The sequence below is a fragment of the Ornithinibacillus halotolerans genome (assembly GCF_014637405.1).
Taxonomy (GTDB): Bacteria; Bacillota; Bacilli; order Bacillales; family Amphibacillaceae; genus Ornithinibacillus; species Ornithinibacillus halotolerans.
In genome coordinates this window covers 90949-114209 of sequence record NZ_BMEY01000001.1, presented here as the reverse complement: position 1 = coordinate 114209, position 23261 = coordinate 90949, and the positions used below count along the sequence as shown (strand labels likewise).

Below are 23261 nucleotides of genomic sequence, written 5' to 3'. Positions count from 1 at the left end.
TTATCATTATATGCCGAATTACTTTTTGTTGAACGATAGACAAGTTATTTTAAAATGAATTCTACTTTGATCTTAAAGACCCAATAAATTTGGATTAAAATAAAATGAAATACCAAGTACAACGGCTAATAAAATTATGACGAATGCTAGTCGTATGAACGGTTTACTAATTTTGAAATGGACTTTTTGGTTGTTTTGGCTATGTACTTCCCTTCTTGGGGGAAGATTTAATACATTTATTTCTGGATGAAGTACTTTATCATTGAGTTCAATGATTTCATCATCAGACTCAACCCTATCAATATTTTCCTGAATTAATTCTTCATCTAGATTAACTACTTCATTTTTTTGCTCATTTATTTCTTCACTTATCTCAACCAGTTCATTGTTAAGCTTAGGCTCAACATCTTTTTTGTTTATCTCTTCCAATTCTTCGTTGCTCTCTTTGTTAGATTGAGATGTTCCTTCATTAATATCTTCAATAAGTTTTTCTAAATCATCTTTATGATTTTCTGGTGTCAACTCTTTCATCTACATCACCCCATATTTTGTAACGAATGGCTAACCCTAATAAAAAGTCGACAATAAAATGTGCAGTAACCGTAACAAGTAAATTTCCGGTTAATTCATACATATACCCAATAAGAAAGCTGACAAAAAGAACTGAAATTAATAATACTGGTTTTTGTAAATAACGTACATGGACGAGTGCAAATACAATACTTGCGATAATAAAACCAAAGGTCGTTTGAATCACACCACGGAATAAAAACTCCTCAGAAATAGCAATTAATAGGGTTAGGAAAAAAATATGATGGACTTGTAAGTTAGAAAAAATTCGTTTATTAGCTCCACCATCATCATAATACGTTTCGGGAACGAATCGAATTAAAATTAAGTCAATAACAACTATTACGATACCCGGTATTACTCCATAATAAACTATTTCTTTTACATTCCATGCAAACAAGCTTGTCCAATCAAGAAAACTATCAAATAGTATCCAACTTAAGACGATTGTAATTGCTAAAAATAAAAGTTGGGAGTACACCACTGCTCTTCTTAATTCTTGATCCGTAATTTGTTTAATTAAATCACTTTGTTTCATGCTGCTCTCCTACTACTAGTAGTTGTCTTAATTTCATCTCCCAAGATGCTAATACTTTATGTGGTTGAATCTCTTCAGGTTGAAAGTTTTGTAAGTTAATTCCACAAATACTGCAACATTGGTCATCTACACTTGTATATCCTTCTTGAAATTTCGTATATAACGCCTCTCTTAAACAAGATTCTGATTGTATCCAGTTTATCATTTCATGTAATTTACGTTGCTTAAAAAATAAACGCTCATCCCGAATTGTTCGAATTAGTTGAAATATTTTAGTTAGTTTGCTTTGTTCATATTGTAAACTATTTTCGAGGATCAGACCATGTTTTTCTAACTGTGCTTGAATAAATCTCCATTGAGTTTCACTTATTTCAAAAAATAATGGGAACTCTGTCAAATCTGTAGGGAATGCTTTTTTCGAAGCGATAGACTGACCGATGATGCGATAGACCCGTGATAGGTCTTCATCTGAAGGCAGTTCACTATCCATTAATTGTCTCGGGAGAAATTCATCTTGCCGATTGTATAGTAGGATACTAATACTTTGTTCTCCATCTCGTCCAGCTCTTCCTATTTCTTGTATATAAGATTCAATTTGACTTGGAAAATGATAATGAAACACAAGTCGAATATTATTTTTATTAATTCCCATGCCAAATGCACTTGTACAACAGATTACATCAATTTGATTATTCATAAATTGTTGTTGGATAGCTATCCTGTCCATTTGTTCCATTCCACCGTGATAAAATGCAATCCGATGATTAGGTAACCTCTCCGCAAGAAATATAGAAACATTTTCAGCAGCTAGCTTACTGGAAAAATAAATTAATGTAGGTACTTGATATTTAGATAATATCGAAGTAATACGCTCAAGCTTTTCTTCATTATTACTCACTTCTTGAATGGATAGTGCAATATTACTACGATCCATTGGATAGATTAATTTTTCCATCTCGGGACGCTTGAGAGAATCGATAATATCTTGTTGAACATCCTTCGTTGCTGTTGCACTAAGTGCCAAAATAGGTGGATGACCTAATAGTTGGATGACTTGATTTAGCTTCTGGTAATCTGGTCGGAATTCATGACCCCATTGTGAAATGCAATGGGCCTCATCAACAACAAATAAGGAAATATGTTGTTTTGCAAGATAATGTTGTAATTCCTTTTGTTGTAAGATTTCAGGTGATACATATAGTAACTTATACTGGTGTAAAGAACGGTATATCCGTTTTCTTTGATTGAAATCGAGAAAGCTATTCAATGCGACTACTTCTTTAAAATTCGTTGCTCGTAATTCCTTTACTTGGTCCATCATAAGGGAAATTAAAGGTGATACAACGATAGTTAACCCTTTCTGGAGTCGAGCTGGTAACTGATAACAGATTGATTTACCCGTACCTGTCGGGAGAATCCCAAGAACATCTTTCCCTTGTAAAACACGTGAGATAATTTCCTTCTGTCCAGTTCTAAACGTTTTATAGCCAAAATAGAATTCCAATTGGTTTTCTAATGTACCTGTCTTAATCATGACGCGCTTCCTCCGGTAAAAGTTCTTTCCATCTTGCTAGTACAAGTCTTATTTGAAAATAAGTTATTGAATCCCGACAATGTTCTTTAATTTGTTTCAACTTATATGTTTTCAGTCGTTGAATGATAGAAATTATTTCTACCTGTTCGTTTGGGCTTACAAATGATTGAATGGAAAAGTTTTCATCATAAAGCGCAATTTCAATAATGTGATCATAAATGGTATTCTCTTTTAATTTTCTCATTTGTGCTATTTGTCGAATGGAGTAGTTTTCCCGTAGCAATTGATATGTTTTAGCTGCTGTATCTGTAATAAACTTTCTTTGCTTCTGTTCTACTATTAATTGGGAAAGAATAGGATAATCTTCTTTTCGACCTACTATTTGTGTCATTAATTGGTGTGTGATTCCACGTAAGAAGATGTGTGCATCATCTCGTGTTAGAAGATATTTCACAGCTAATTGATCCATACTCATCCCATAATATTTGTACCCTGTTAAACGGTCGACAAAAAATTCTGCTTCCTTCTCGGTCAAGCATAATAATAATTGATGCATTTCAGCATATAATCGTTCATTCGTTGTTGTTTTTGGATGGTTTCGATAAAATTGTTTCACCCAATTCATCACTTCTTGGTTATCGACAATTGGGATAAATGTATTGTTATTCCTATGGAGATTGGAATAAGTTTGAATTAATAAGTACAGCCTTAGTAAAAATAAATCATCTTTCCCTTGAAAAATTAACCCATTTATATATTGATAGATGGAAGTCTTGTGGAATGATTTTAAGTAATTAAATCCTTTATTTGTAATAGTAAAATGATTATCTTTGCTAGCTTGTTCGATTAATCCATCTTCTTTCATTTTACTAATAATACGTACATAATGCTCTCTTGAAAGAGTCGGGTAAATTCCGTAATATGTTTCCAGTTGGAATAGACTTGCATCTTGAACAGATTGTACAGACTTTTTTCCAAATAGAATATGATAGATTCCAAATATCGAACGGTTCATGTTTAATTTATTTAATCCATCAAGAATGATGCCTTCGATATACATGTTTGCCACCTCATTACCTTATCTATTATCATACCATTGATAGATGGTAAAGGAATATATTAAAATAGTATAGAGCACCGAATATTTTTTAATTAGGGGATACGATAAATGAGAGTAAAATATACAATTGTAGATAAAGAAACTTGTATTGCATGTGGTGCTTGTGGTGTGACTTGTCCTTCTATTTTTGATTATGATGATGAAGGCCTGGCCTTTGTTTTAATAGATGATAACACAGGTACGAAAGAAATACGTGAGGAATTGGAAGATGATGTGTTGGATGCGTATGAAGGTTGTCCAAGTGATTCGATTAAAATAAGTGAAGATCCGTTTCATGGTGATCCGTTGAAGTTTGAGGATTAGCTTTGTGTGTGTGCATATAACCCGCCCCGGAAATATACTTCGCTTTCCATGGGCGGCTGGTAAGCCTCCTCAGAGCTAACGCTCTTGCTGGGTCTTACCTATGCCTATCCTCCCATTGGAGTCTCCGTATATTTCCGGGGCTAGTAAAGTGTAAAATGGTATAACGCCTTCTTACAAACTGCCACCATTAGTCACTCAAATGAATTTTAATATACCTCTCAAACACTCTTGCGACCACTGGATATAATAAAATCATAAATAATGCATTCCCTATGGCGTGGCTGGTGTCGAATGGGAGGCCGACGAGGTAATAGGCTAGGAAACTGTGTCCGGTTATTTGGTAGCTTGTTAGGGACATTATAAATCCGAATAAATAGCCACTAAATATCGATAAGATAATTAGAACGAAGAACGGTACTTTTTTAACCTTCATCCCTATTAATCCACTGATTACTCCAATTAATCCCCATGAGACAATTTGCCAAATTGTCCATATTCCTGTGCCAAATACCATATTCGTTATAAAAGTTATTAATAATGCTAAAATAATTCCTGCTATGGGGCCTAAGTATAGACCACCAATAATAATTACTGAGGTTACGGGTTGGAAGTTTGGAATATATCCTGTTGCAATACGTCCAACTACAGCTATTGTTGCTAGTAAGGCTAGTAACGTGATTTTATATATATTCACTTAACTCATTCCCATGATTGTAAATCAAAATTGACAGTGTCTCCATCTTGCAGTTCTACTTCCCCTGCACCAACCATGGCCATTTCCCCATTAATCGTAAGAGCCCAAAACATTGATTCTGATTCGTCTGCTACTGTTCCATCAATACCAAGGATATAGCCTGGTTCTTTTTCTTCAATGTCAAAGTTGTCTTTCATAACATCTAGTAAAATGTCGCCTTCTTCGATGACGATTTCCTTTTCTGCTAGAGTTTCTGCTTCTTTATCTTTCGTTAATGTAACAGTTATGACAGCTTCTTCTTGTGGTTCATTTGCTTCGTTTGTTGTGTTGTTATTTTCTTGGTTTTGTTGATTATTATTAGTAGCATCCTCATTTCCACAGGCTACTAATAATGTGAATACGGTTAATACTGCAAATAATTTCAATAAGATTGACTTCATATTCTCTCCTCCAAATTATGTAAATTTGAGAACAGGGAGCACAAAAAAAGAGTTAACCCCGTAACTAGTTAACTCTTTCGACAGTCTGAAATGATAAAAAAAGCATAAAAAGCCCTTTTATTCTAGAATGTCTCAATTGTCCTATCCTCGGGATCATTGATACAAATGATAATTGGTAGGTCTACTGGCTTTGTGATTCATCCTACTCTAAGCCCTTCCCATAGTTTCCTACAGTGGATATGCTTATTTCGTCATCACTTACAGTTGCGAGGACAGCTCTAGATTTTCACTAGATTCCCTTTTAAGTATTACATACACCAATTTCATTAACTTTGTATTCAATTCTACTAATTATATTAACACAATATTGTTTTTTTACAATATTTTTATTCTTTATGACGTGGTATTGTAAAATTAAACGTTGTTCCGATATTTAGTTTACTTTTTGCTGATATTGTACCTTTATGACCAGTAATAATATTTTTTGCAATAGATAAACCAAGTCCAGTACCTTTAACATGCTTTGTTCGTGTACGCGATTTATCAGCTTTATAAAATCGTTCAAATACAAATGGTAAGTCTTCTTCAGGAATACCACTACCACTATCTTCAACAGAGACGGAAAGCATCTTTTCGTCATTTGTAACTGTTACATTCACATAGCCACCAGAGTTAGTATGACGTATCGCATTGTCAATTAAGTTCGTTAATACTTGTTCAATTCGGTCTGGATCAAAATAGGCATGGGATTCTGTTAAGTTTTTCGTTAACGTTAGTTTAATTTCATTATCATCAGCAACCCCTTTAAACTTCCGGTAAATCCGGTCGACATAAGGGTTAAGTTGGACAGTTTCTTTATTTAATGTTAAGTGGCCAGCTTCCATGCTAGCTAAATCAAGTAGTTCATTCACTAATCGACTTAATCGTAATGATTCCTCATAGATTATTTGAGCTAACTCATTTTTTTCTTCTTTCGATTCCGCAATATCATCGACAATTGCTTCTGAATACCCTTGAAGCATTGAAATAGGTGTTCTTAACTCATGAGAAACATTAGCAATAAAGTCTTTCCGAAGTTTGTCTAATCGTCGCTCTTCTGTCATATCACGGACAACTGCAACGGCACCACGTATATAAGATTGATCATATAATGGCGTCATAATCATTACCCAAGTGCGACCTTGGACTGTAAATTCCTCAATAACCTCGGTTTTTCCTTCAACAACTTGTTGTAGGAAGCCGTGTAACTCATTAGGTAATTTTAAAGTCCCTTTTTGAAGGGAACTATTTTCTTCAAAGTACCAGTCTTCAATAAACAATTCAGCTGGGTTGTTTATGGCAATGATATCCCCTGTTCTACTTAACGTAATGACACCATCTGCCATTGAGTTTACGATACTAGCTACTTGTTCCTTCTCTTGTCTTAACGCATTAATATGGAATTTAAGCTGACGGCCCATATGATTAAATGCCATCGCTAATTCTCCAATTTCATCATGTGTTAAAATAGGAACTTTTGTATTAAATTCTCCTCGTGTTAAATCAAAGGCTGCTTCTCTCATTTTAATTAACGGAGAAGTGATCCTAGTGGACAAGAAGAATGCAAAAATTGTTGTAAGAATAATGGAAATAGCAGCTGCTCCAAGAATAATTTTCGTTGTCTCGGATTTTGTTTTATCTACTATACTTAGTGATTGATACACTAGTACAGCAGCACCTGTATCTTCCACCGATGTCCCAACTAACATAACACCAGGTTCTTTTTCAGAAATGACAAGTTCATCATGTACAGGTTCACTAGAAGTCAATACTCTTGATAAGTTTGATTGACTTGTAAACCAACTTCCTTGGATGCTTAATAAATGTTCATCATTAGTATCAGAACTCCAAACATCCCCATCCGGAAAGACGATGACCACTTTACTAGACGGATCCTTTACCCGTTCTGTTGTTTCAAAAATATAAGATTCTTCTTCATGATATTCCAACATCACAGAGATTTTTGTAGCGGTTTGTAATAAATCAGCTTCTGCTTCTTGGATGTGAAAATTCTCAAAGAACTCTAATAAAAATATAGTTAATACGAATAAGACAAAAGAAACTAGCAACATAATTGTTACTGCTAGTTTCCCTACTACACTACGCCAAAACATTATTCATCATCTACCTCAAATTTATATCCAACACCCCAAACAGTTACAATCATTTTTGCAGCTTTTTTAGATACGCTGTTCAATTTTTCACGTAAACGTTTAACATGGGTATCAACGGTACGTAAGTCTCCAAAAAATTCATACTGCCAAACATCTTTTAATAACTGTTCACGATTAAATACTTTATCGGGGGATTTTGCTAAATAACAAAGTAATTCGTATTCTTTTGGTGTTAATGCGACTTCTTGTCCATCTGCAGTTACTCGATGTGCATCATGGTCAATCGTTAAATGTGGAAATACTAATAAATCTTTTGCTTGAGCATTAACGTCTTGATATTGAGAATTACTTGTTCTACGTAATAACGCTTTCACACGAAGAACTACTTCTCTTGGACTGAATGGTTTTACGATATAATCATCTGTACCTACTTCAAAGCCTTGAACACGGTTTGCTTCTTCCCCTTTTGCGGTAAGCATAATGACAGGTGTGTTCTTCTCTTTGCGAAGCTCTTTACATACTTCAATACCATCCATTTCTGGCATCATTATATCTAAAAGAATGACATCATATTCGTTTTCTAATGCCATCTCTAGTCCATCTGTACCGTTTTCAGCCTCTTCTACAACGAAATCCTCCCGTTCTAAATACATACGGATTAAGCGGCGGATACGCTCCTCATCATCTACAACTAGAACTTTTTTCTCTTTTTCCATGATAAGTCCCCCTAACACTTCTATATACTTTAAGTATAAACCATGCAACTCATAATTGTATAAGAAAACATGACATTTATATGAAATGTCATGTTTTCGCCAAATTTGATATTTAATTTATCAAACTAATAATTACTTCGTTCTATAGTTTTTACTCTTGATTCATTCTTATGCGTAAGAATGTAAACCTGCAAGAACTAAATTTACTACGATTAGATTGAATAAAATGATTCCAAATCCAATTACAGCTAGCCAAGCAGAACGTTCCCCGTGCCATCCACGTGATAAACGTAAATGTAAATATGCTGCATAGAAGAACCAAGTGATTAAGGCCCAAACTTCTTTTGGATCCCAACCCCAGAATCGTCCCCAAGCTTCTTGAGCCCAGATTGCGGCAAAGATTAGTCCTCCTAGTGTATACACTGGAAAACCAATAGCAACAGAACGATAGTTAATTTCATCTAATAAATCAGGTTTAACATGTTGAAGCAATGGTTGAATAGCTGCTGCAACACGCTTTCGAAGAATTAAACGAACGATGCCATAAAGAATCGTACCAACAATAAATGACCAAATAACACTATTAAACTTCCTTCCAGCATCTGCTCCACGCATCCATGATGGTGATTCAAACCATGGTTTCATCACATCTTCTGTGAGTAAAGTCCCGTTATGAGGTGCTGCAATTGGCGGTAATGTATAATCAGTAGTTTGTACTTTATCATTATTCGTGTACTCAAAGCTTGCATGATAATCCATTGCACCAAAAGCCGTACTTGCAACGATGAATCCAATTAATAGGAAGATTAAATACATGACAACTTCTAATGAAATTGAACGTTTATTACGTTCTGTCTGGTCTACATTACGAAGTAGATAAATAAGACCAGCTACAAAACTAATAAATAGAATACCAGAACCCACTGCTACAGTTGTTACGTGAATATATAGCCAATGACTTTTAAGAGATGGTACTAAAGGTGCTACCTCTGTTGGGAACATACTTGCATAAGCTATAAAAAGCATCGCAATTGGTAAAGCAAATAATCCTAGTAAATTAAATTTATAAATAAACCAAATGATGATGAATGCAAGCACTAGACACATCCCTAAGAACGTAACAAATTCAAACATGTTACTAACCGGTGCATGTCCAGATGCTAGCCATCTCGTTACGAAGTAAATTAAATGTGCAATAAATCCAATGATCGTTAACGTAATAGCAATTTTTCCAGCTAATTTAGAATTTCTTTTATCTGTTAACTTATCTTTAATTGTAAATCCAAAGAATAATGTAGCAACTAAGTAGATAATAAATGCTGTGAAAAGCATCGTACTACTTGTCTGTATCAAACTCTGCATGAGTGTCCTCCTTTAAACCCCTAATCTTCCTTTTGATCATTAACAATATTAATAGATGTACCTTCAATTGCTTTTTCTATATCTTTTTTCAGCCCAAACCAGTTTTTATTTGTATGTGCAGCTAAAAGAATTCCATTATTTTTCGGATGTATCCAAATTCTACGGTGCTGCCAATACATTCCTTGAAGTACTCCAGCCATGAAAATAATCGCACCTATAATAAAGATAGGCAGGGTGTAATCTCGCTTCACATTTAACCCACTTTTTCTATCAAAATCAATGGAGTCAATTAAAATACGATAGTTATTTTCTCCACCAGTTGGATCAATAGAAGGTGTAAATGTCCCAATTACTTGTCCCATTGGACTTAGATCAACCACTTCTGGGTCAATTCCCATTTGCTCTGCTGTCCCGATTACATCACCTACGAAACTAATTTCAGCGTCTTCACTGTTAGGTGGATATAATTTGAATACGAAAGCTGGATTATTGGAACTGTTCGTTTTAGAACGAACTCCTTCTTCTGAAATAGTATAGTCTGGATAAAACTCAGCGATCTCCACTTTAAACCCATTATCTAGTTCATATTCTAAATCAGGGTCAAATAAATCAACGGTAAATTCTCCTAATGGTTCTGTATCCGGATCATTCATTTCATATAATTTAAATGTCATCTCGGAGAACTCATTTAATTGATAACCTTGTTGATAAAGCGTGTAGCCTCCAAATTTAGCTGGTTCATTCATACGAATTTCAAATTCATCTACTTTTTCTAATTCTTGTTCTGCCCCAACTACTTCAGATTCTATTGCTCGATAGATTATGGCATTCGTTTGGAAGTTACTAGGGACTACTCTACCCTCTTTTTGTAATGCATCCTTAAAACGTTCATCATCTGCATCATATGTATCTAATATAAACTGTTTATTTTCAATAAAATATTCGTTATCTGTGCCAGGGATTACTCGTAATTCCCCTTCTCTAACCCAAACATATTCTTCAAAAAAGAAGATTGGAGAAAGTCTGAGCATCGCAGCAATTAAAATAATAATAAGACCGATATGATTGACATATGGACCCCATCGCGAAAATCTACCTTTTTCTGCAACGATATGTCCATCTTCTTCTTTTACGTTATAGCGTTGTTTCGCTAACTGTTCTTTCACTTGTTTAATTTCTTCTTCTTGTACACTTTCTGTTTCACTATAAAAGCGTAGTCTACTTAAGAATGATTCGTGACGCTTTGCCTTTTGGCGTTTTAACGCACGATACAAAGGAACAAAACGGTCAATACTACAAATAACAAGAGATACTCCGATTGAAGCAATTAATAAAAGATACCACCAAGAACTATATAGTTGATGGAAGCCAAGTTGATAAAAAATCTTCCCTGCTAATCCATACGTTGCTTCATAAAATACGCTAGGATCTCTAGAAACAGCATCTGCTGGAATATATTGTTCTAAAGGGAAAATCGTACCAATGCTTGATGCAATTAATGCAATTACGATTAACCAAACCGCAATCTTTACGGAAGAGAAGAAATTCCAGATCTTATCAATAATTGTCTTGTTGTATGTATTGGATCGTCTCGCACTACCTTCATAGCGCATGTTCAATAATTTCTTTTTGTCATTACCATCAATATGTTGATTTCCTTCAATAGGTTTTCCACATGCTTCACAAAGGACCGTTCCCTCTGGATTCACATGGCCACATTCACATTTTATCGAATTCATAATAATCCCTCTCTGATCTATGATTCCGTTGGTTGGATTTGTTTTAGGTAGCCCTCTAATCGTTCAAGCGTTAGAGCTCCTTCTACTTTTTCAACGATAACTCCTTCGGGACTAATAAAAAATGTACTTGGAATTGGTCCAATTTTATATAAGTCTCGAACTTGGTCTTTCGTGTCATGAGGAATTGGGAAAGTTAATTGATGCTTGTCAATAAATTTATGAATAACAAATTCTGTTGCGTCTAAACTTACAGCAATAATTTCTACCCCTTTTACTTTATACTCAGGGTAAAGTTCTTGCATATAAGGCATTTCTGCTTCACAAGGCTCACACCATGTTCCCCAAAAATTCAACATAACTCCTTTACCTTCATAATCACTTAAACGGAATGTTTCTAAATCATTCTGTTTATTAACTTGTGATAACTGAAAATCAGGAGCCTTATCCCCCACTTTATAAATTGTGCTGTCACCTGTTATATTTGTAACTAATGCATACACAACAGCTAATAATAATACAGCTAATATGACAGAACGGAAAATTAACCGGTTTCTTCGTTTGTTTTTCTTATTTACTTTAGCCTGTTCTATACTCAAAGTCACCACTCCCTGTTTCATTATACCACTATAGGGTAATTGAAATTATGTCTATTCTTCAACATTTTGAGAAGCTAAATTTCTCAATTGCTTAACTTCTTTTGGAGTGAGTTTTCGATGTTCGCCAACCCGTAATCCATCCAGGTTTAGCATTCCATATCGTTCTCTTTTTAATTTAATAACAGGAAAGCCTAATTGCTCCATCATCCGACGTACATGTCTATTTTTACCTTCACATAATGTGATTTCTAAAATCATCGTATCCTTTTTCTTATCGGTAGAAAGAATTCGATAGTTGATTGCTTTTAATAGATCCCCTTTATCTTTTACCCCTTTACGAAGACGGGCTAAATCCATTTTTGACGGGATCCCTTTAATTTTGGCAACATAGACTTTTTCTACCCCATATTTCGGGTGCATGACCAGATTGGCAAAATCGCCATCATTTGTAAGTAATAGAATACCTGAAGTATCGTAATCAAGCCTTCCAATTGGGTAAATACGTTCTTCTAATTCTGGGAAAAAGTCCATCACGACTTTCCTATCCTTATCATCACTTACACTAGAAATAACTCCTCTAGGCTTGTACAACATATAGTAAACTTTAGGCTCCTTCACTAGTTCAATACCTTCTACTTCAATAGTGTCATCAGAGCTTACCTTTGTTCCTAATTCTGTAACAGTTTTTCCGTTTACTTTTACCTTACCTTCTTGAATTAGCTTTTCAGCTTTTCTTCTTGAAGTTACTCCACTTTGGGAAATTACCTTTTGCAGGCGTTCGTATGTATTCGACATTTTATCACCAATTTCTCCCTAATTTTAGCATAGTAAAAGCGTTAACCTTATGTTAACGCTACATAAATGATTTTATCCATGTATTGGTCACTTAGGCAAATACTAATGTAACAATCACTATAGCTGCTATTATAGCAACTAAATCTGCTAAAAGTCCAACCTTTAGCGCATAACCCATCTTCCGAATACCGACAGCTCCAAAATAGACCGTTAAAATATAAAGTGTTGTATCCGTACTCCCCTGCATCGTGGAAGCAAGTCTACCAATAAACGAATCTGGCCCATGTGTTGCAATTAGTTCTGTCGTTACTCCTAGCGCCGCAGAACCGGAGATTGGCTTAATAAGGGCGAGTGGGACGATTTCAGGCGGTACTCCTAAAAATAATAGGACTGGGGAAATGAGACCAATGATTGCTTCTAAAGCTCCCGATGCTCGAAAAATCGAAATTGCTACGATCATCCCTACTAAAAAAGGAAGTAAAGAAAAGGCCATTTTAACCCCTTCTTTTCCTCCTTCCACAAACAATTCATATGATGGCACCCTTTTCCACGTTCCTACTAATAAGACAAACATTATAAATAATGGGATAATCCATAAACTGACTTGTGTAATAAATACCATATTATTTCCTCCATGTACTCCGGTAATAAAAGAATCGATCGATTAGGATTGCACTCATCGTCCCAATTATCGTTGCAAGAATAGTAGTCCCAACGATTTCTGTTGGAGATGCTGATTCGTATTGCATTCGAATTGCAATGACAGTTGTAGGAATTAGAGTTAGACTCGATGTATTGATCGCAAGAAAAGTAATCATCGATCTGGATGCCTCATCTGTTCCACTAATTTTCTTCATTTCTTCCATTGCTTTAATTCCCATCGGTGTTGCTGCGTTTCCGAGACCGAACATATTAGCCGTAATATTAGATAATATATAGCCGATGGCTGGGTGGTCCTTTGGTATTTCAGGGAATAATCTAACAACGATGGGCCTGAATAGTTTAGCTAGTCCTCTTAGTATTCCTGCTTCTTCTGCAATTTTCATAATACCTAACCAAAATACCAATACACTAATTAAACCGATAGATAATGTTACTGCTTCGTTTGCACTTTCAAAAACTGCCTTGTTTACTTCATCCATCGTTTCATTAAACATCGCATATACAATCCCAACAATTGCCATAAATGCCCATATTATATTAACCATTTTAATCCATCCTAAAAATTTGCTTTACGATAAATGCTAATTGTGAGAGAAAACTATCCTCTTGTTCTATTTTTTCCTCTTGAAAAATGGCAACCTCATAGATTGGTTCATCATTTAAATAATAGATTTGTTTTCCGATAATATGTTGATTGCCAGGGAGGGTTTCTGTAAAAGGTGTTATTTCTGATCGGATGGCAGCTTGTTCACTATTATTCAATGGAAAGACAATATTCTCTTGGATGGAGCCTTGTTTCATTCCTTCTTGTCCAAATGGAATATTGATGATTCCTTCTTCGCCAATCGATTCCATTTTATAATTATCAAATCCCCATTCATACATTTGCATATGATCACGCCAATCATCAGGTGCGTTTAAGGTGACGGCAATTAAATCCATCCCATCTTTAGAAGCAGTTGATACTAAAGTTCTGCCTGTTTTCTTCGTGAATCCAGTTTTACCGCCTGTACAATATTTGTAATATGCAGTTAATAATTTATTTTTATTTTTCCAACTGTATGTCCTCTTCTCAGATTTATACATTTTAGTAGAACTAATCGTTTTAAATATGTCATTATCCATTGCGTATCGCATTAACAGCGCCATATCATATGCGGATGAATAATGGGTATCAGAATCTAGACCATGTGGATTATCAAAATGTGTATTGGTCATTCCAAGCCAGTCTGCCTTCTCGTTCATCAAGTAAACGAACCCTTCTTCACTTCCACCAACATGTTCTGCAATTGTAACAGCTGCATCATTACCAGAGCGAAGCATGAGTCCATATACTAAATCTTCAAGAGGCATTTTTTCCCCTTGTTCTAAGTAAATAGATGAGCCTTCTGTATAGACAGCCTTTCTACTAGCTGTTGCAATCTCATCCATTTTTCCAGACTCAATGGCGATAATTGCAGTCATGATTTTTGTAATACTTGCTATATTTTGTTTCTCATGTGCATCTTTCTCATATAGAATTCTCCCTGTTGACTGCTCAATTAACACAGCATTATGAGCGGAAACACCAGGCGCAGCATGTCCATTCATTGGGATAAAGAAGGTAAAACACAAGATAAAAATAAGCAATAATGATAGATAACGCATGATTTGTCCTCCCCAAAAATATGTCTATACATTTTATGCAACTTGTCCTTTGATATGAATAAAACATGGCTGAGAATTTTAAACAAATGCGGATTTATGGAGTAAATCTTTTCCATTATTCATATAAAAAAAGCAATCTACGTGTTGTAGATTGCTTTGTTAAATATAAAGGCAAAATGTGTATAAAAATAAAAAGAAGACTAATTAGATTGTCAAATCAATATTTGCTTCACGTACTAGTACTTTCTTCTAATTCGTTGGATCCTCTAACTCACTAAATCGATCAAAAAATAAATCTGCTTCTTCTTCCAACTCATTTTCATCAAAGTTATCAGGTAATGGTGGCAATTCTTCTAATGAAGTTAATCCAAAGAACGTTAAAAATTCTTTCGTCGTACCAAATAATACTGGTCTTCCAATCCCTTCTTTTCGTCCAACTTCTTCTATTAGTAAACGAGCTAACAAAGTTTGAACTGGTCGATCACTTTTCACTCCACGAATTTCATCAATTTCTGTACGAGTAATCGGTTGGCGGTATGCGATTATAGCTAATGTCTCTAAGGCAGCTTGTGACATTCTGCCGGATTGTGGTTCTTCTACTAGTTTTTTATAATATTCACTATGTTCTGGTTTTGTAGTTAAATAGTATACCCCTTTTGCTTCCATGATCATAATTCCGCGGCTTGCATGTTCATAATCATATTTTAATTCTTCAATAAGATGTTCAATTGCTTTTACTGATATTTCCATTATTTTCGCCAGTTCTTTAACAGTAATACCGTCATCGCCACTAGCAAACAACAAACCTTCTAATATTGCTTTCACATTTTTCATTTATCGGTCATCCCCTGAATAGTATACATAAATCGTATCAAAATGCTTCGTTTGTCTGCACGTAACTTGATTTGTTTTCATCAGTTCTAGAATAGCCATAAAAGTAACCACAACAAAGGATTTCGTACGATACGTAAACAAATCATCAAAGGCAATTGCCTTTCGTTGGTTTCGTTTCACAACCTCAAGTACTTCGTCCATCCGTTCTTCAATAGGTATTTCAGCTTTATGAATACGAGTATCTAATGGTTCCTTCCATTTCTTTCTTTCTAGCACTCTACCTAACGCACCAATCATGTCATAAATTGAAATATCCCCTTGAACGACAGTCTTTTTAATACCAAGACTTTCAAAAATGACAGGAGGTCTTGTATATGTCTGCTGGGCTTCCAATTCTTTTTCTTTAAATGCTTCAGCAGCTTCTTTAAATTTCCGGTATTCAATTAATCGTTGCATTAATTCTTCTCTAGGATCTTCTGCATATTCCTCTTCTATTTCGTCAATCTCTTGTTTAGGTAACAACATTTGACTTTTAATTGCAAGAAGAGTTGCAGCCATGACTAAATATTCACTAGCAATGTTGAGTTCCAAATGTTGCATCGCATGAATATAATTCATGTACTGCTCGGTAATTTGGGCTACAGGAATGTCGTAAATATCTATCTCATATTGATTAATTAAATGTAATAGTAAATCAAGCGGTCCTTCGAATGTATCTAATTTAACTTGATATGCTTGATTCATACGACTCGCCCTTTCTAATGTAAACTAAAAAAATTAATGTTACTTGTTTCAAACGCCTATACAATGGGGTAGGTATCTACATAAGTTATAACGTAAGATAAATGTTCACCAAAAACATTTATGAAAAGAACATAATAAGGAGGAATTATTTATGGGTCACGGATATAACAACAGCGGAGGATTTGCGTTAATCGTAGTATTATTTATTCTTTTAATCATCGTTGGTGCTGCTTGGTTATAGAATCAAGCAATATATAAGATTCACATCTTAATTTAGTGATAAAAATGTGGCTGACCCCACCAATTGGGTCGGCCACACTTTTTTTGGAATAATTGCTATGAATAGCTTATTCTGCCGTTTTATCTAATTGGTTACAATGCTCAAAATAACTTTGAATAGATGCTTCTGCTAGAATTACATAGTTTTTACCATATAAATTCTTCACTTCTTTTATCATCTTCTTGCCAATACCAACATTTCTGTGAGAAGGATTTACAGAAATATGTTGAATAATTGCACGATCACCATCAACTCGTAAACCGATTGCACCAACAATATCAACATCTTCTTTCCATAGATAAAGATGCCAATCAGCATTTGATTCATATTCTTTTATCGTAGCCTGCAATTTCTTTACATCTTTTTCCTCAGGCATAAAAGATAATAAACCCATTGCAATCTTTTCCGAATTTTTTTTATAGCGATTTAACATAGCTACCCCTCATTATGTAAATATGTTTACAATCCTTGTTTTTTCTCACATCACAAGTTGGAGTTCGTTATATATATTGACCTATTAATCTATATTTGTCAATTGTCTTTATTAAAAAACGAATATTATCCAGTAAGCAAATCCCCAAATGATGCCAATTACAAGTAATGTTATAAATAGTAGGATATTTTTCTTTCGTTGGTTCAAATGACTCATCCCTTTATCCCTATTATTGCCAATTATTACCTACTTGTATACATTTTTCTAAATATTTCACGGATAATTATATATCCATCCGATCGTTGTTTACCAATTTTAAATGGAATGATATTCATAATGAATAGCCAACTATTATATAAAACAACTAAACTAATGTATGCATTCGGTAATAGTTGATAAAGGAAGTAAAAGATGAATACAATTATCCCATTAAAAAATGGACCCATAAACGAAATATAAATCTTCTCGTTTGGATGATAGGCTTGTTCTCTATTACTTTTCGTTAAACCAGTTGTGAAGAATAACCATCCAAATTGGATATTAATATTTTTGAAAGAAAACTGTTGAACAGTTCTCCCTCGACCATGCAGTAATGTAATAGAATCTGCCTTGGCTAATTTCGCACCAATTAGATGGCCTAATTCATGCACTAAATTACTTAGTGGCGCAACGACAAATAAGAGATAAACAAATAAAATGAAAGTATTCATCTAAACCTTCCTAAATTAACAATTACTTATTCTGAAATAACTTTAACTTCTTTCATTACATCTCCATTACGCATGTCTAAAACATACTCCATACCTGATGTCACTTTTCCAAATACAGTGTGAACACCGTTTAAATGTGGTTGTGGTTCATGTACGATAAAGAATTGAGAACCTCCAGTATCTCTACCTGCATGTGCCATTGATAGCGTTCCTACTTCGTGTTTATGTGGATTATTATCTGTTTCACATTTAATTGTGTAACCAGGACCACCTGTACCATTTCCTACCGGGCAACCACCTTGGCTGACAAAACCAGGGATAACTCGGTGGAATGTTAATCCATTATAGAAGTTGTCATTTACTAACTTCTCGAAGTTTTCTACTGTTCCTGGTGCTTCATTTGGATATAATTCAAATTCTATCTTATTTCCATTTTCCATTAAGATATAACCTTTTTTAGCCATTATTTCATCTCCTAATAAGTAAAAAATGTTTATTACCTAACTCATGATACCATTTTAATGTTTTAAATTAAAGTTTCTACTCCAAATGTCCTATTATTCATAGGAAAGATCGTGACTAATAATATCTTCATAAGATTCACGTCGAATGACAAGTTTGTCCTCGCCATTTTCTACGAAGACAACAGCAGCTCGTTGAATACGATTATAATTACTAGCCATGGAATACCCATATGCTCCTGTAGAAAGTATAGCAAGTATATCTCCGCTATTAACGTTCGGAACTGGTAAATCCCAAATTAACATATCGCCTGATTCACAACATTTCCCTGCGACAGATACAATTTCTTCACATTTCTCCCTTACTCGGTTTGCAAGCACTCCATGATACTTTGCTTGGTATAAAGCTGGTCGGATATTATCCGTCATGCCACCGTCAACCGATATATAATCGCGAATGCCTGGGATATGTTTTTTAGAACCGATTGTGTACAATGTTAATCCTGCATCTCCAACAATCGAACGTCCTGGTTCTATCCATATTTCTGGCATTGGAATTTGAAGGGCATCACTTTCTTGTTTTACCGTATCTACTAATCTCTCAACATAATTTTCTAGTGGTAACGGTTTATCCTCCTCTGTATAACGGATCCCAAAGCCACCACCTAAATTTAGTACTTCTGGAGCATAGGCAAACCCTTCGTTCCAATCTCTTAATTTATTAAATAATATTTTAGTTGCTTGAACAAAGCCTTCCGTATCAAAGATTTGTGACCCAATGTGGCAATGTAGGCCCTTCATATTTAAATAAGGATGATCTTTTACTAACTGAAATGCTTGGTCAGCTTGTCCATTTTGTAAATCAAATCCAAACTTGGAGTCTTCATTACCAGTTATAATATATTGATGTGTCTCCGAGTGGATACCTGGGGTCACTCGAAGAATACAGTCTATCTTTTTCTCGGCTTGTTCTAAAACTTCTGTAAGTAATTCAATTTCATAAAAATTATCTACAACAATGCAACCAATATTATTTTCTACTGCCATTTCAAGTTCACGACGGCTTTTATTATTTCCGTGCATATGGATTTTTTTCGGGTCTACTCCAGCTTGTAATGCTGTATATAATTCACCCTCTGACACAACATCAACAGATAGTCCTTCTTGCTTCATCACTTGTAAGATTGCGATTGATGAGAAAGCTTTACTAGCATAGGCTACTTGCGCTTTTACGCCTAAGTTTTGAAACGTTTTCACAAACGCGCGACAACGCTGGCGAATTAACGAGACATCATAAACATATAGGGGTGTACCATATTTGCTTGCAAGTTCTACTGTATCTATTCCACCAATTTCTAAATGACCACGTTCATTCATCGTAAATGGGTAATTATTTAATACCATCTGTACCACACCTATTCTACTATTTATTGTCAATTCAAAAAATACTTATAAAAAATTTATCACAATCCCTCGAAAAACAAAAGGATAAAACCCTGTTCAATGGAGTATTTTGAACAAGGCTTTTATCCTTTCTTAATTATTTTTAGGTTGACGGTAAATATTTTTAGGGTGTACGATACTTGGTCGAGTATTAGCAAATGGTGTTGGGATTCGAATGAATGTCGTTAACAACGCCTTCCCATTAAATGGAAGTAATGGCCATAAATACGGTGTTCGCATCGATTTTAAACTTGCTAAAAACAAGATGAATATCGTTGTTGCAATGACATACCCAATTAATCCAAACAGTGCTGTTATGACTAACAAGGCAACAGTTACTGCCTTATTGGCAACACTGAGTTCATAGCTGGATGTCACGTAGGAACCAATGGCACTAATAGAAGCATATAGAATAACTTCTGGACTTAATAAACCAACATCAATGGCAATTTGTCCAATTAATACCGCTGCAATTAAACCCATCGCAGTAGATAAAGCGGTCGGTGTATGAATAGCTGCCATTCGTAAAAACTCAATCCCTATTACTGCGAGCAAGAGCTGAATTGAAATAGGAATATTCCCTTCTTCATTTGGCCCAATGAAGGATAATTCCTTCGGTAACAATGAAGGATCCATGACAAATAATAGCCATGTCGGCAATAAGAAAATAGACAGAAAGATCGCTAAAAAGCGAATCCAACGAATGAATGTACCAATCATCGGTGCTTGTCTATGTTCTTCTGCATGCTGTGAATGATGGAAAAATGTTGTTGGAACAATGATGACACTTGGTGAAGTATCTACGATAAGTAGCACATGTCCTTCTAATAAATGATTTGCTGCTACATCTGGTCTTTCTGTAAATCGTACTAAAGGATACGGATTCCATCTCCTTTCGACGATATATTCTTCTAATGATTTTTCCGCCATTGTAATTCCATCGATATCGATCTTTTCAATTTTTTCTTTTAATAATTTTATTAGTCCTTCATCAGCAATATCTTTTATGTAGGAAATACAGATATCTGTTTTGGAACGTTCTCCTACTTTCATCATTTCATTACGAAGTCTCTCATCACGGATTCTTCTACGTGTTAAGGCTGTATTCTCAATAATATTTTCCGTAAAGCCATCCCGTGAACCACGAATAACCCGTTCTGTATCTGGTTCTTGTGGGCTTCTTCCTGGATAGCTTCGGACATCAACAACATAAGCAAATCGTTCCCCATCAATGAAGATAACAATTAATCCGGATAACATTTGGTCAACTGCTTCATCCATTGTTTTTACGTTATCCACTTGTTGGTGTAGTAAACGATTTTTAATAATTTCTGCTACTTTTTTTCTTTCTTTCTCTTTTTCATTTAGGTTAACTAATTCTTCTATAATATCTTGAATGATTAAACTATCAATTAAGCCTGTAACATAATATAACTGAATATCTGTTTTGATTAATGTAATCGACCTAAATCCTACATCAAATGACGTACCTACTCCAACTCGCTCTTTTAAATAGGCTTCATTTTCTCGTAACATTGGTGATACAGGATGATTTGTCAAAATATTACCTCCATTCTCTTACCTTACTAAAATAATCCATTGAAACAATGACCCGACAATTTTGCCTAATACAACAGCCATCATTAAGGTAATTAATTTATTATCTAATCTTATTCGTTTCGACAATAACGGAAATACATTAAGAACTTCCGTTAATGCCGCTGCAAGCATTCCATTAAAGATGCCATGAAAAGCTCCCCATAAGACAAGCAAGATAACTGGGTGATTCCAAGAAACATTAGCAAAGGATAAATAGGACCCCATCATTGTTCCTAGAATGACACAACCTGTGTACACTTTAATGAGATGTAATGTTTTTGTTAATTGTATTAATCTAGGAATAATGCCAAGTACCGTGAGAAACGCAACAAAGCCACAACCTACCGCAAGTCCACCAGCAAATCCAATAAAAATTTCTATAACATTAATTAGGATACTTGGGATCATTTAATTTATTCTCATGATAGTTCATATAATCGTCTAATGACTTCTGGTAATTGTGGATTTCAACTTCTAATGGACTTGGCTCTTCATTAAATCTCTTTTTAAACCAATGGTTAAAAAATAATATCATTCCAACCCCTAATCCGAATGAATAAGGAATTTGAATCCAAAGTGGATATTCATTTTCTTCACCGGTTAGTAAAAAATGGAGTTTTTGCTGAACAGCTTGCATACTAACATCATAGTGGAAATTGATGATGGTCATTGCTGTACCAATGAATAATAGAAGCCAAACTAAAGCGACAATAAAAACACTCGGTCTTTTCTTATATCTATTGATTCGGATGATTGTCTGTTCTGGACCTAATAATTGAATCTCGACATTTGGAAAACGTTCGCTGAGATGCTTAATAATTAAAAAGCTATCAATAATGACAATTTCTTTATCTTTTTCGGTAATACGATAAATTCGTAACTCTTCTAGATTCGTAGCTGTTTGAGGAGAATTTGATGTAAGATGTGCTACATCTTTTAATTTAATCTCCATCGGATTTCTAATTTCTAAATGTCTTTTCATGCGTAAGTAAATAATTCCATCCATTCTTCTTCACCTCGAGAGGAATCATTCGATAGTACTTATTATCTGTTGAAACAAGAAAATTATTAGTTTCTCTTGATAAATTAAAAAGAGCTACTAGGGGGACTTTCCCCCTAATAGCTCTATGGATCGATTTTACTTTTCATTTCAAATAGTATTTTTTTTTCTAATCGTGATACTTGTACTTGAGAGATACCGAGTCGTTCGGCTACTTCGGATTGGGTTTGATCTTTATAGTAACGTAAATAGAGAATTAACCGCTCCCGCTCATTCAAGCCACGAATTGCTTCTTCTAAGGAAAGCTTATCAAACCAATTCGAATCTTGGTCAGCGATTTGATCTAATAATGTAATCGGATCCCCATCATTTTCAAATACTGTTTCATGAATGGAATGTGGAGTTTTCGCAGCCTCTTGCGCATGAACGACTTCCTCAGGTGAAATTTCTAATGCTTCGGCGATTTCATTAATCGTTGGAGATCTACCATATTCCTTTGTCAGTTCATCTTTTTTCTTTCGAATCTTGTTCCCTATTTCTTTAAGTGAACGACTAACTTTCACACTTCCATCATCACGAAGAAATCGTTGAATTTCACCGATAATCATTGGTACAGCATACGTTGAAAATCGTACATCATAAGATAAATCGAATTTATCAATAGACTTAATCAACCCGATACTTCCTATTTGAAATAAATCATCTGGATCATATCCTCTGTTCATAAACCGTTGTACAACGGACCAAACGAGGCGTATATTTTTTTCGACTAGAAAATCTCTGGCTTCTTTATCGCCTTGCTGACTTTTAAGAATATACGCTTTTACTTGTTCATCTGTTAATGCTTCATTCCGTTTATCCTGCTTTACATTAACCATTGGCATACA

Annotated in this window: 27 protein-coding genes and 1 riboswitch; of the genes, 2 read left to right on the top strand and 25 right to left on the bottom strand. The window is 34.8% G+C overall.

Annotated features, from left to right (window positions below; genetic code table 11):
• Positions 1 to 72: 72 nt before the first annotated feature.
• From IEV35_RS00675 to IEV35_RS00660, 4 genes are read right to left on the bottom strand one after another with little or no spacing between them, the layout of a single operon-like run.
• Positions 73 to 531 carry a hypothetical protein gene (locus tag IEV35_RS00675; protein WP_188382753.1) on the bottom strand — a complete coding sequence of 153 codons (459 nt, stop codon included), beginning with the start codon at positions 529 to 531 and terminating at the stop codon, positions 73 to 75.
• Positions 503 to 1108, bottom strand: coding sequence for a CPBP family intramembrane glutamic endopeptidase (locus tag IEV35_RS00670; protein WP_188382752.1), 606 nt, complete (start codon positions 1106 to 1108; stop codon positions 503 to 505). Before IEV35_RS00670 ends, IEV35_RS00675 begins: the two co-directional genes overlap by 29 nt.
• Positions 1095 to 2642 (bottom strand): RecQ family ATP-dependent DNA helicase, encoded by a 1548-nt coding sequence (locus IEV35_RS00665; protein WP_188382751.1) that lies wholly within the window; start codon positions 2640 to 2642, stop codon positions 1095 to 1097. Before IEV35_RS00665 ends, IEV35_RS00670 begins: the two co-directional genes overlap by 14 nt.
• Positions 2635 to 3702, bottom strand: coding sequence for a YpbB family protein (locus IEV35_RS00660; protein WP_188382750.1), 1068 nt, complete (start codon positions 3700 to 3702; stop codon positions 2635 to 2637). Before IEV35_RS00660 ends, IEV35_RS00665 begins: the two co-directional genes overlap by 8 nt.
• Before the next feature lie 108 nt (positions 3703 to 3810).
• Between IEV35_RS00660 and IEV35_RS00655 the strand changes: the two genes are divergently transcribed.
• Entirely contained in the window at positions 3811 to 4065 is a 255-nt protein-coding gene (locus IEV35_RS00655; RefSeq protein WP_188382749.1) for a ferredoxin, read from the top strand.
• Between the two features lie 187 nt (positions 4066 to 4252).
• Here IEV35_RS00655 and IEV35_RS00650 read toward each other — a convergent pair whose 3' ends face one another.
• From IEV35_RS00650 to IEV35_RS00590, 13 genes are all read right to left on the bottom strand, one after another.
• Positions 4253 to 4759: an ECF transporter S component gene (locus IEV35_RS00650; RefSeq protein ID WP_188382748.1), complete on the bottom strand. Its 507-nt coding sequence runs from the start codon at positions 4757 to 4759 to the stop codon at positions 4253 to 4255.
• 5 nt (positions 4760 to 4764) lie between these two features.
• Complete coding sequence (locus IEV35_RS00645) at positions 4765 to 5199, bottom strand: DUF4430 domain-containing protein (protein ID WP_188382747.1); 435 nt, start codon at positions 5197 to 5199, stop codon at positions 4765 to 4767.
• A 157-nt stretch (positions 5200 to 5356) separates the two neighbouring features.
• A riboswitch (cobalamin riboswitch) is annotated at positions 5357 to 5535 on the bottom strand.
• Between the two features lie 50 nt (positions 5536 to 5585).
• Positions 5586 to 7352: an ATP-binding protein gene (locus tag IEV35_RS00640; RefSeq protein WP_188382746.1), complete on the bottom strand. Its 1767-nt coding sequence runs from the start codon at positions 7350 to 7352 to the stop codon at positions 5586 to 5588.
• Positions 7352 to 8068: a response regulator transcription factor gene (locus IEV35_RS00635; protein ID WP_188382745.1), complete on the bottom strand. Its 717-nt coding sequence runs from the start codon at positions 8066 to 8068 to the stop codon at positions 7352 to 7354. Before IEV35_RS00635 ends, IEV35_RS00640 begins: the two co-directional genes overlap by 1 nt.
• 168 nt (positions 8069 to 8236) lie before the next feature.
• Complete coding sequence (ccsB, locus tag IEV35_RS00630; RefSeq protein ID WP_188382744.1) at positions 8237 to 9430, bottom strand: c-type cytochrome biogenesis protein CcsB; 1194 nt, start codon at positions 9428 to 9430, stop codon at positions 8237 to 8239.
• 20 nt (positions 9431 to 9450) lie between these two features.
• Positions 9451 to 11169 (bottom strand): cytochrome c biogenesis protein ResB, encoded by a 1719-nt coding sequence (resB, locus tag IEV35_RS00625; RefSeq protein WP_308419750.1) that lies wholly within the window; start codon positions 11167 to 11169, stop codon positions 9451 to 9453.
• 17 nt (positions 11170 to 11186) lie between these two features.
• The gene (resA, locus tag IEV35_RS00620) at positions 11187 to 11765 is read right to left on the bottom strand and encodes a thiol-disulfide oxidoreductase ResA (RefSeq protein WP_188382743.1); all 579 of its coding nucleotides are present in this window, start codon (positions 11763 to 11765) and stop codon (positions 11187 to 11189) included.
• A gap of 51 nt (positions 11766 to 11816) precedes the next feature.
• The gene (locus IEV35_RS00615) at positions 11817 to 12560 is read right to left on the bottom strand and encodes a pseudouridine synthase (protein WP_188382742.1); all 744 of its coding nucleotides are present in this window, start codon (positions 12558 to 12560) and stop codon (positions 11817 to 11819) included.
• A gap of 91 nt (positions 12561 to 12651) precedes the next feature.
• Positions 12652 to 13182 carry a spore maturation protein gene (locus IEV35_RS00610; RefSeq protein WP_188382741.1) on the bottom strand — a complete coding sequence of 177 codons (531 nt, stop codon included), beginning with the start codon at positions 13180 to 13182 and terminating at the stop codon, positions 12652 to 12654.
• 1 nt (position 13183) lies between these two features.
• Positions 13184 to 13768, bottom strand: coding sequence for a nucleoside recognition domain-containing protein (locus IEV35_RS00605; protein WP_188382740.1), 585 nt, complete (start codon positions 13766 to 13768; stop codon positions 13184 to 13186).
• 1 nt (position 13769) lies between these two features.
• The gene (locus tag IEV35_RS00600; RefSeq protein ID WP_188382739.1) at positions 13770 to 14870 is read right to left on the bottom strand and encodes a D-alanyl-D-alanine carboxypeptidase family protein; all 1101 of its coding nucleotides are present in this window, start codon (positions 14868 to 14870) and stop codon (positions 13770 to 13772) included.
• Between the two features lie 249 nt (positions 14871 to 15119).
• Entirely contained in the window at positions 15120 to 15704 is a 585-nt protein-coding gene (gene scpB, locus IEV35_RS00595; protein ID WP_188382738.1) for an SMC-Scp complex subunit ScpB, read from the bottom strand.
• On the bottom strand, positions 15705 to 16448 hold the full coding sequence (locus tag IEV35_RS00590) for a segregation/condensation protein A (protein ID WP_188382737.1): 744 nt from the start codon (positions 16446 to 16448) through the stop codon (positions 15705 to 15707).
• 151 nt (positions 16449 to 16599) lie between these two features.
• Between IEV35_RS00590 and IEV35_RS00585 the strand changes: the two genes are divergently transcribed.
• Positions 16600 to 16689 carry a YjcZ family sporulation protein gene (locus IEV35_RS00585; RefSeq protein ID WP_188382736.1) on the top strand — a complete coding sequence of 30 codons (90 nt, stop codon included), beginning with the start codon at positions 16600 to 16602 and terminating at the stop codon, positions 16687 to 16689.
• Positions 16690 to 16795: 106 nt separating this feature from the next.
• Here IEV35_RS00585 and IEV35_RS00580 read toward each other — a convergent pair whose 3' ends face one another.
• From IEV35_RS00580 to sigF, 8 genes are all read right to left on the bottom strand, one after another.
• Positions 16796 to 17161, bottom strand: a complete 366-nt coding sequence (locus tag IEV35_RS00580) for a GNAT family N-acetyltransferase (protein WP_188382735.1) — start codon at positions 17159 to 17161, stop codon at positions 16796 to 16798.
• Positions 17162 to 17403: 242 nt separating this feature from the next.
• The gene (locus IEV35_RS00575) at positions 17404 to 17871 is read right to left on the bottom strand and encodes a site-2 protease family protein (RefSeq protein ID WP_188382734.1); all 468 of its coding nucleotides are present in this window, start codon (positions 17869 to 17871) and stop codon (positions 17404 to 17406) included.
• A 26-nt stretch (positions 17872 to 17897) separates the two neighbouring features.
• Positions 17898 to 18335 (bottom strand): peptidylprolyl isomerase, encoded by a 438-nt coding sequence (locus tag IEV35_RS00570; RefSeq protein ID WP_188382733.1) that lies wholly within the window; start codon positions 18333 to 18335, stop codon positions 17898 to 17900.
• Positions 18336 to 18428: 93 nt separating this feature from the next.
• A complete protein-coding gene (lysA, locus tag IEV35_RS00565) occupies positions 18429 to 19736 on the bottom strand; it encodes a diaminopimelate decarboxylase (RefSeq protein ID WP_188382732.1) in 1308 nt (435 codons plus the stop codon).
• Between the two features lie 132 nt (positions 19737 to 19868).
• Positions 19869 to 21311, bottom strand: a complete 1443-nt coding sequence (locus tag IEV35_RS00560) for a spore germination protein (RefSeq protein ID WP_188383000.1) — start codon at positions 21309 to 21311, stop codon at positions 19869 to 19871.
• 42 nt (positions 21312 to 21353) lie between these two features.
• Positions 21354 to 21782 carry a stage V sporulation protein AB gene (locus IEV35_RS00555; protein ID WP_188382731.1) on the bottom strand — a complete coding sequence of 143 codons (429 nt, stop codon included), beginning with the start codon at positions 21780 to 21782 and terminating at the stop codon, positions 21354 to 21356.
• Positions 21760 to 22380 (bottom strand): stage V sporulation protein AA, encoded by a 621-nt coding sequence (locus IEV35_RS00550; protein ID WP_188382730.1) that lies wholly within the window; start codon positions 22378 to 22380, stop codon positions 21760 to 21762. The genes IEV35_RS00555 and IEV35_RS00550 overlap by 23 nt, the downstream gene beginning before the upstream one ends.
• Positions 22381 to 22499: 119 nt before the next feature.
• Positions 22500 to 23252 carry an RNA polymerase sporulation sigma factor SigF gene (gene sigF / locus IEV35_RS00545; RefSeq protein ID WP_188382729.1) on the bottom strand — a complete coding sequence of 251 codons (753 nt, stop codon included), beginning with the start codon at positions 23250 to 23252 and terminating at the stop codon, positions 22500 to 22502.
• Between the last annotated feature and the right edge of the window lie 9 nt (positions 23253 to 23261).

Bases quoted from the DNA above. Each gene is read 5' to 3' on its own strand.
- IEV35_RS00675 (WP_188382753.1), bottom strand. From the start codon at position 531: ATGAAAGAGTTGACACCAGAAAATCATAAAGATGATTTAGAAAAACTT.
- IEV35_RS00670 (WP_188382752.1), bottom strand. From the start codon at position 1,108: ATGAAACAAAGTGATTTAATTAAACAAATTACGGATCAAGAATTAAGA.
- IEV35_RS00665 (WP_188382751.1), bottom strand. From the start codon at position 2,642: ATGATTAAGACAGGTACATTAGAAAACCAATTGGAATTCTATTTTGGC.
- IEV35_RS00660 (WP_188382750.1), bottom strand. From the start codon at position 3,702: ATGTATATCGAAGGCATCATTCTTGATGGATTAAATAAATTAAACATG.
- IEV35_RS00655 (WP_188382749.1), top strand. From the start codon at position 3,811: ATGAGAGTAAAATATACAATTGTAGATAAAGAAACTTGTATTGCATGT.
- IEV35_RS00645 (WP_188382747.1), bottom strand. From the start codon at position 5,199: ATGAAGTCAATCTTATTGAAATTATTTGCAGTATTAACCGTATTCACA.
- IEV35_RS00640 (WP_188382746.1), bottom strand. From the start codon at position 7,352: ATGTTTTGGCGTAGTGTAGTAGGGAAACTAGCAGTAACAATTATGTTG.
- IEV35_RS00635 (WP_188382745.1), bottom strand. From the start codon at position 8,068: ATGGAAAAAGAGAAAAAAGTTCTAGTTGTAGATGATGAGGAGCGTATC.
- ccsB (WP_188382744.1), bottom strand. From the start codon at position 9,430: ATGCAGAGTTTGATACAGACAAGTAGTACGATGCTTTTCACAGCATTT.
- resB (WP_308419750.1), bottom strand. From the start codon at position 11,169: ATGAATTCGATAAAATGTGAATGTGGCCATGTGAATCCAGAGGGAACG.
- IEV35_RS00615 (WP_188382742.1), bottom strand. From the start codon at position 12,560: ATGTCGAATACATACGAACGCCTGCAAAAGGTAATTTCCCAAAGTGGA.
- IEV35_RS00610 (WP_188382741.1), bottom strand. From the start codon at position 13,182: ATGGTATTTATTACACAAGTCAGTTTATGGATTATCCCATTATTTATA.
- IEV35_RS00605 (WP_188382740.1), bottom strand. From the start codon at position 13,768: ATGGTTAATATAATATGGGCATTTATGGCAATTGTTGGGATTGTATAT.
- IEV35_RS00600 (WP_188382739.1), bottom strand. From the start codon at position 14,870: ATGCGTTATCTATCATTATTGCTTATTTTTATCTTGTGTTTTACCTTC.
- scpB (WP_188382738.1), bottom strand. From the start codon at position 15,704: ATGAAAAATGTGAAAGCAATATTAGAAGGTTTGTTGTTTGCTAGTGGC.
- IEV35_RS00590 (WP_188382737.1), bottom strand. From the start codon at position 16,448: ATGAATCAAGCATATCAAGTTAAATTAGATACATTCGAAGGACCGCTT.
- IEV35_RS00585 (WP_188382736.1), top strand. From the start codon at position 16,600: ATGGGTCACGGATATAACAACAGCGGAGGATTTGCGTTAATCGTAGTA.
- IEV35_RS00580 (WP_188382735.1), bottom strand. From the start codon at position 17,161: ATGTTAAATCGCTATAAAAAAAATTCGGAAAAGATTGCAATGGGTTTA.
- IEV35_RS00575 (WP_188382734.1), bottom strand. From the start codon at position 17,871: ATGAATACTTTCATTTTATTTGTTTATCTCTTATTTGTCGTTGCGCCA.
- IEV35_RS00570 (WP_188382733.1), bottom strand. From the start codon at position 18,335: ATGGCTAAAAAAGGTTATATCTTAATGGAAAATGGAAATAAGATAGAA.
- lysA (WP_188382732.1), bottom strand. From the start codon at position 19,736: ATGGTATTAAATAATTACCCATTTACGATGAATGAACGTGGTCATTTA.
- IEV35_RS00560 (WP_188383000.1), bottom strand. From the start codon at position 21,311: ATGTTACGAGAAAATGAAGCCTATTTAAAAGAGCGAGTTGGAGTAGGT.
- IEV35_RS00555 (WP_188382731.1), bottom strand. From the start codon at position 21,782: ATGATCCCAAGTATCCTAATTAATGTTATAGAAATTTTTATTGGATTT.
- IEV35_RS00550 (WP_188382730.1), bottom strand. From the start codon at position 22,380: ATGGATGGAATTATTTACTTACGCATGAAAAGACATTTAGAAATTAGA.
- sigF (WP_188382729.1), bottom strand. From the start codon at position 23,252: ATGGTTAATGTAAAGCAGGATAAACGGAATGAAGCATTAACAGATGAA.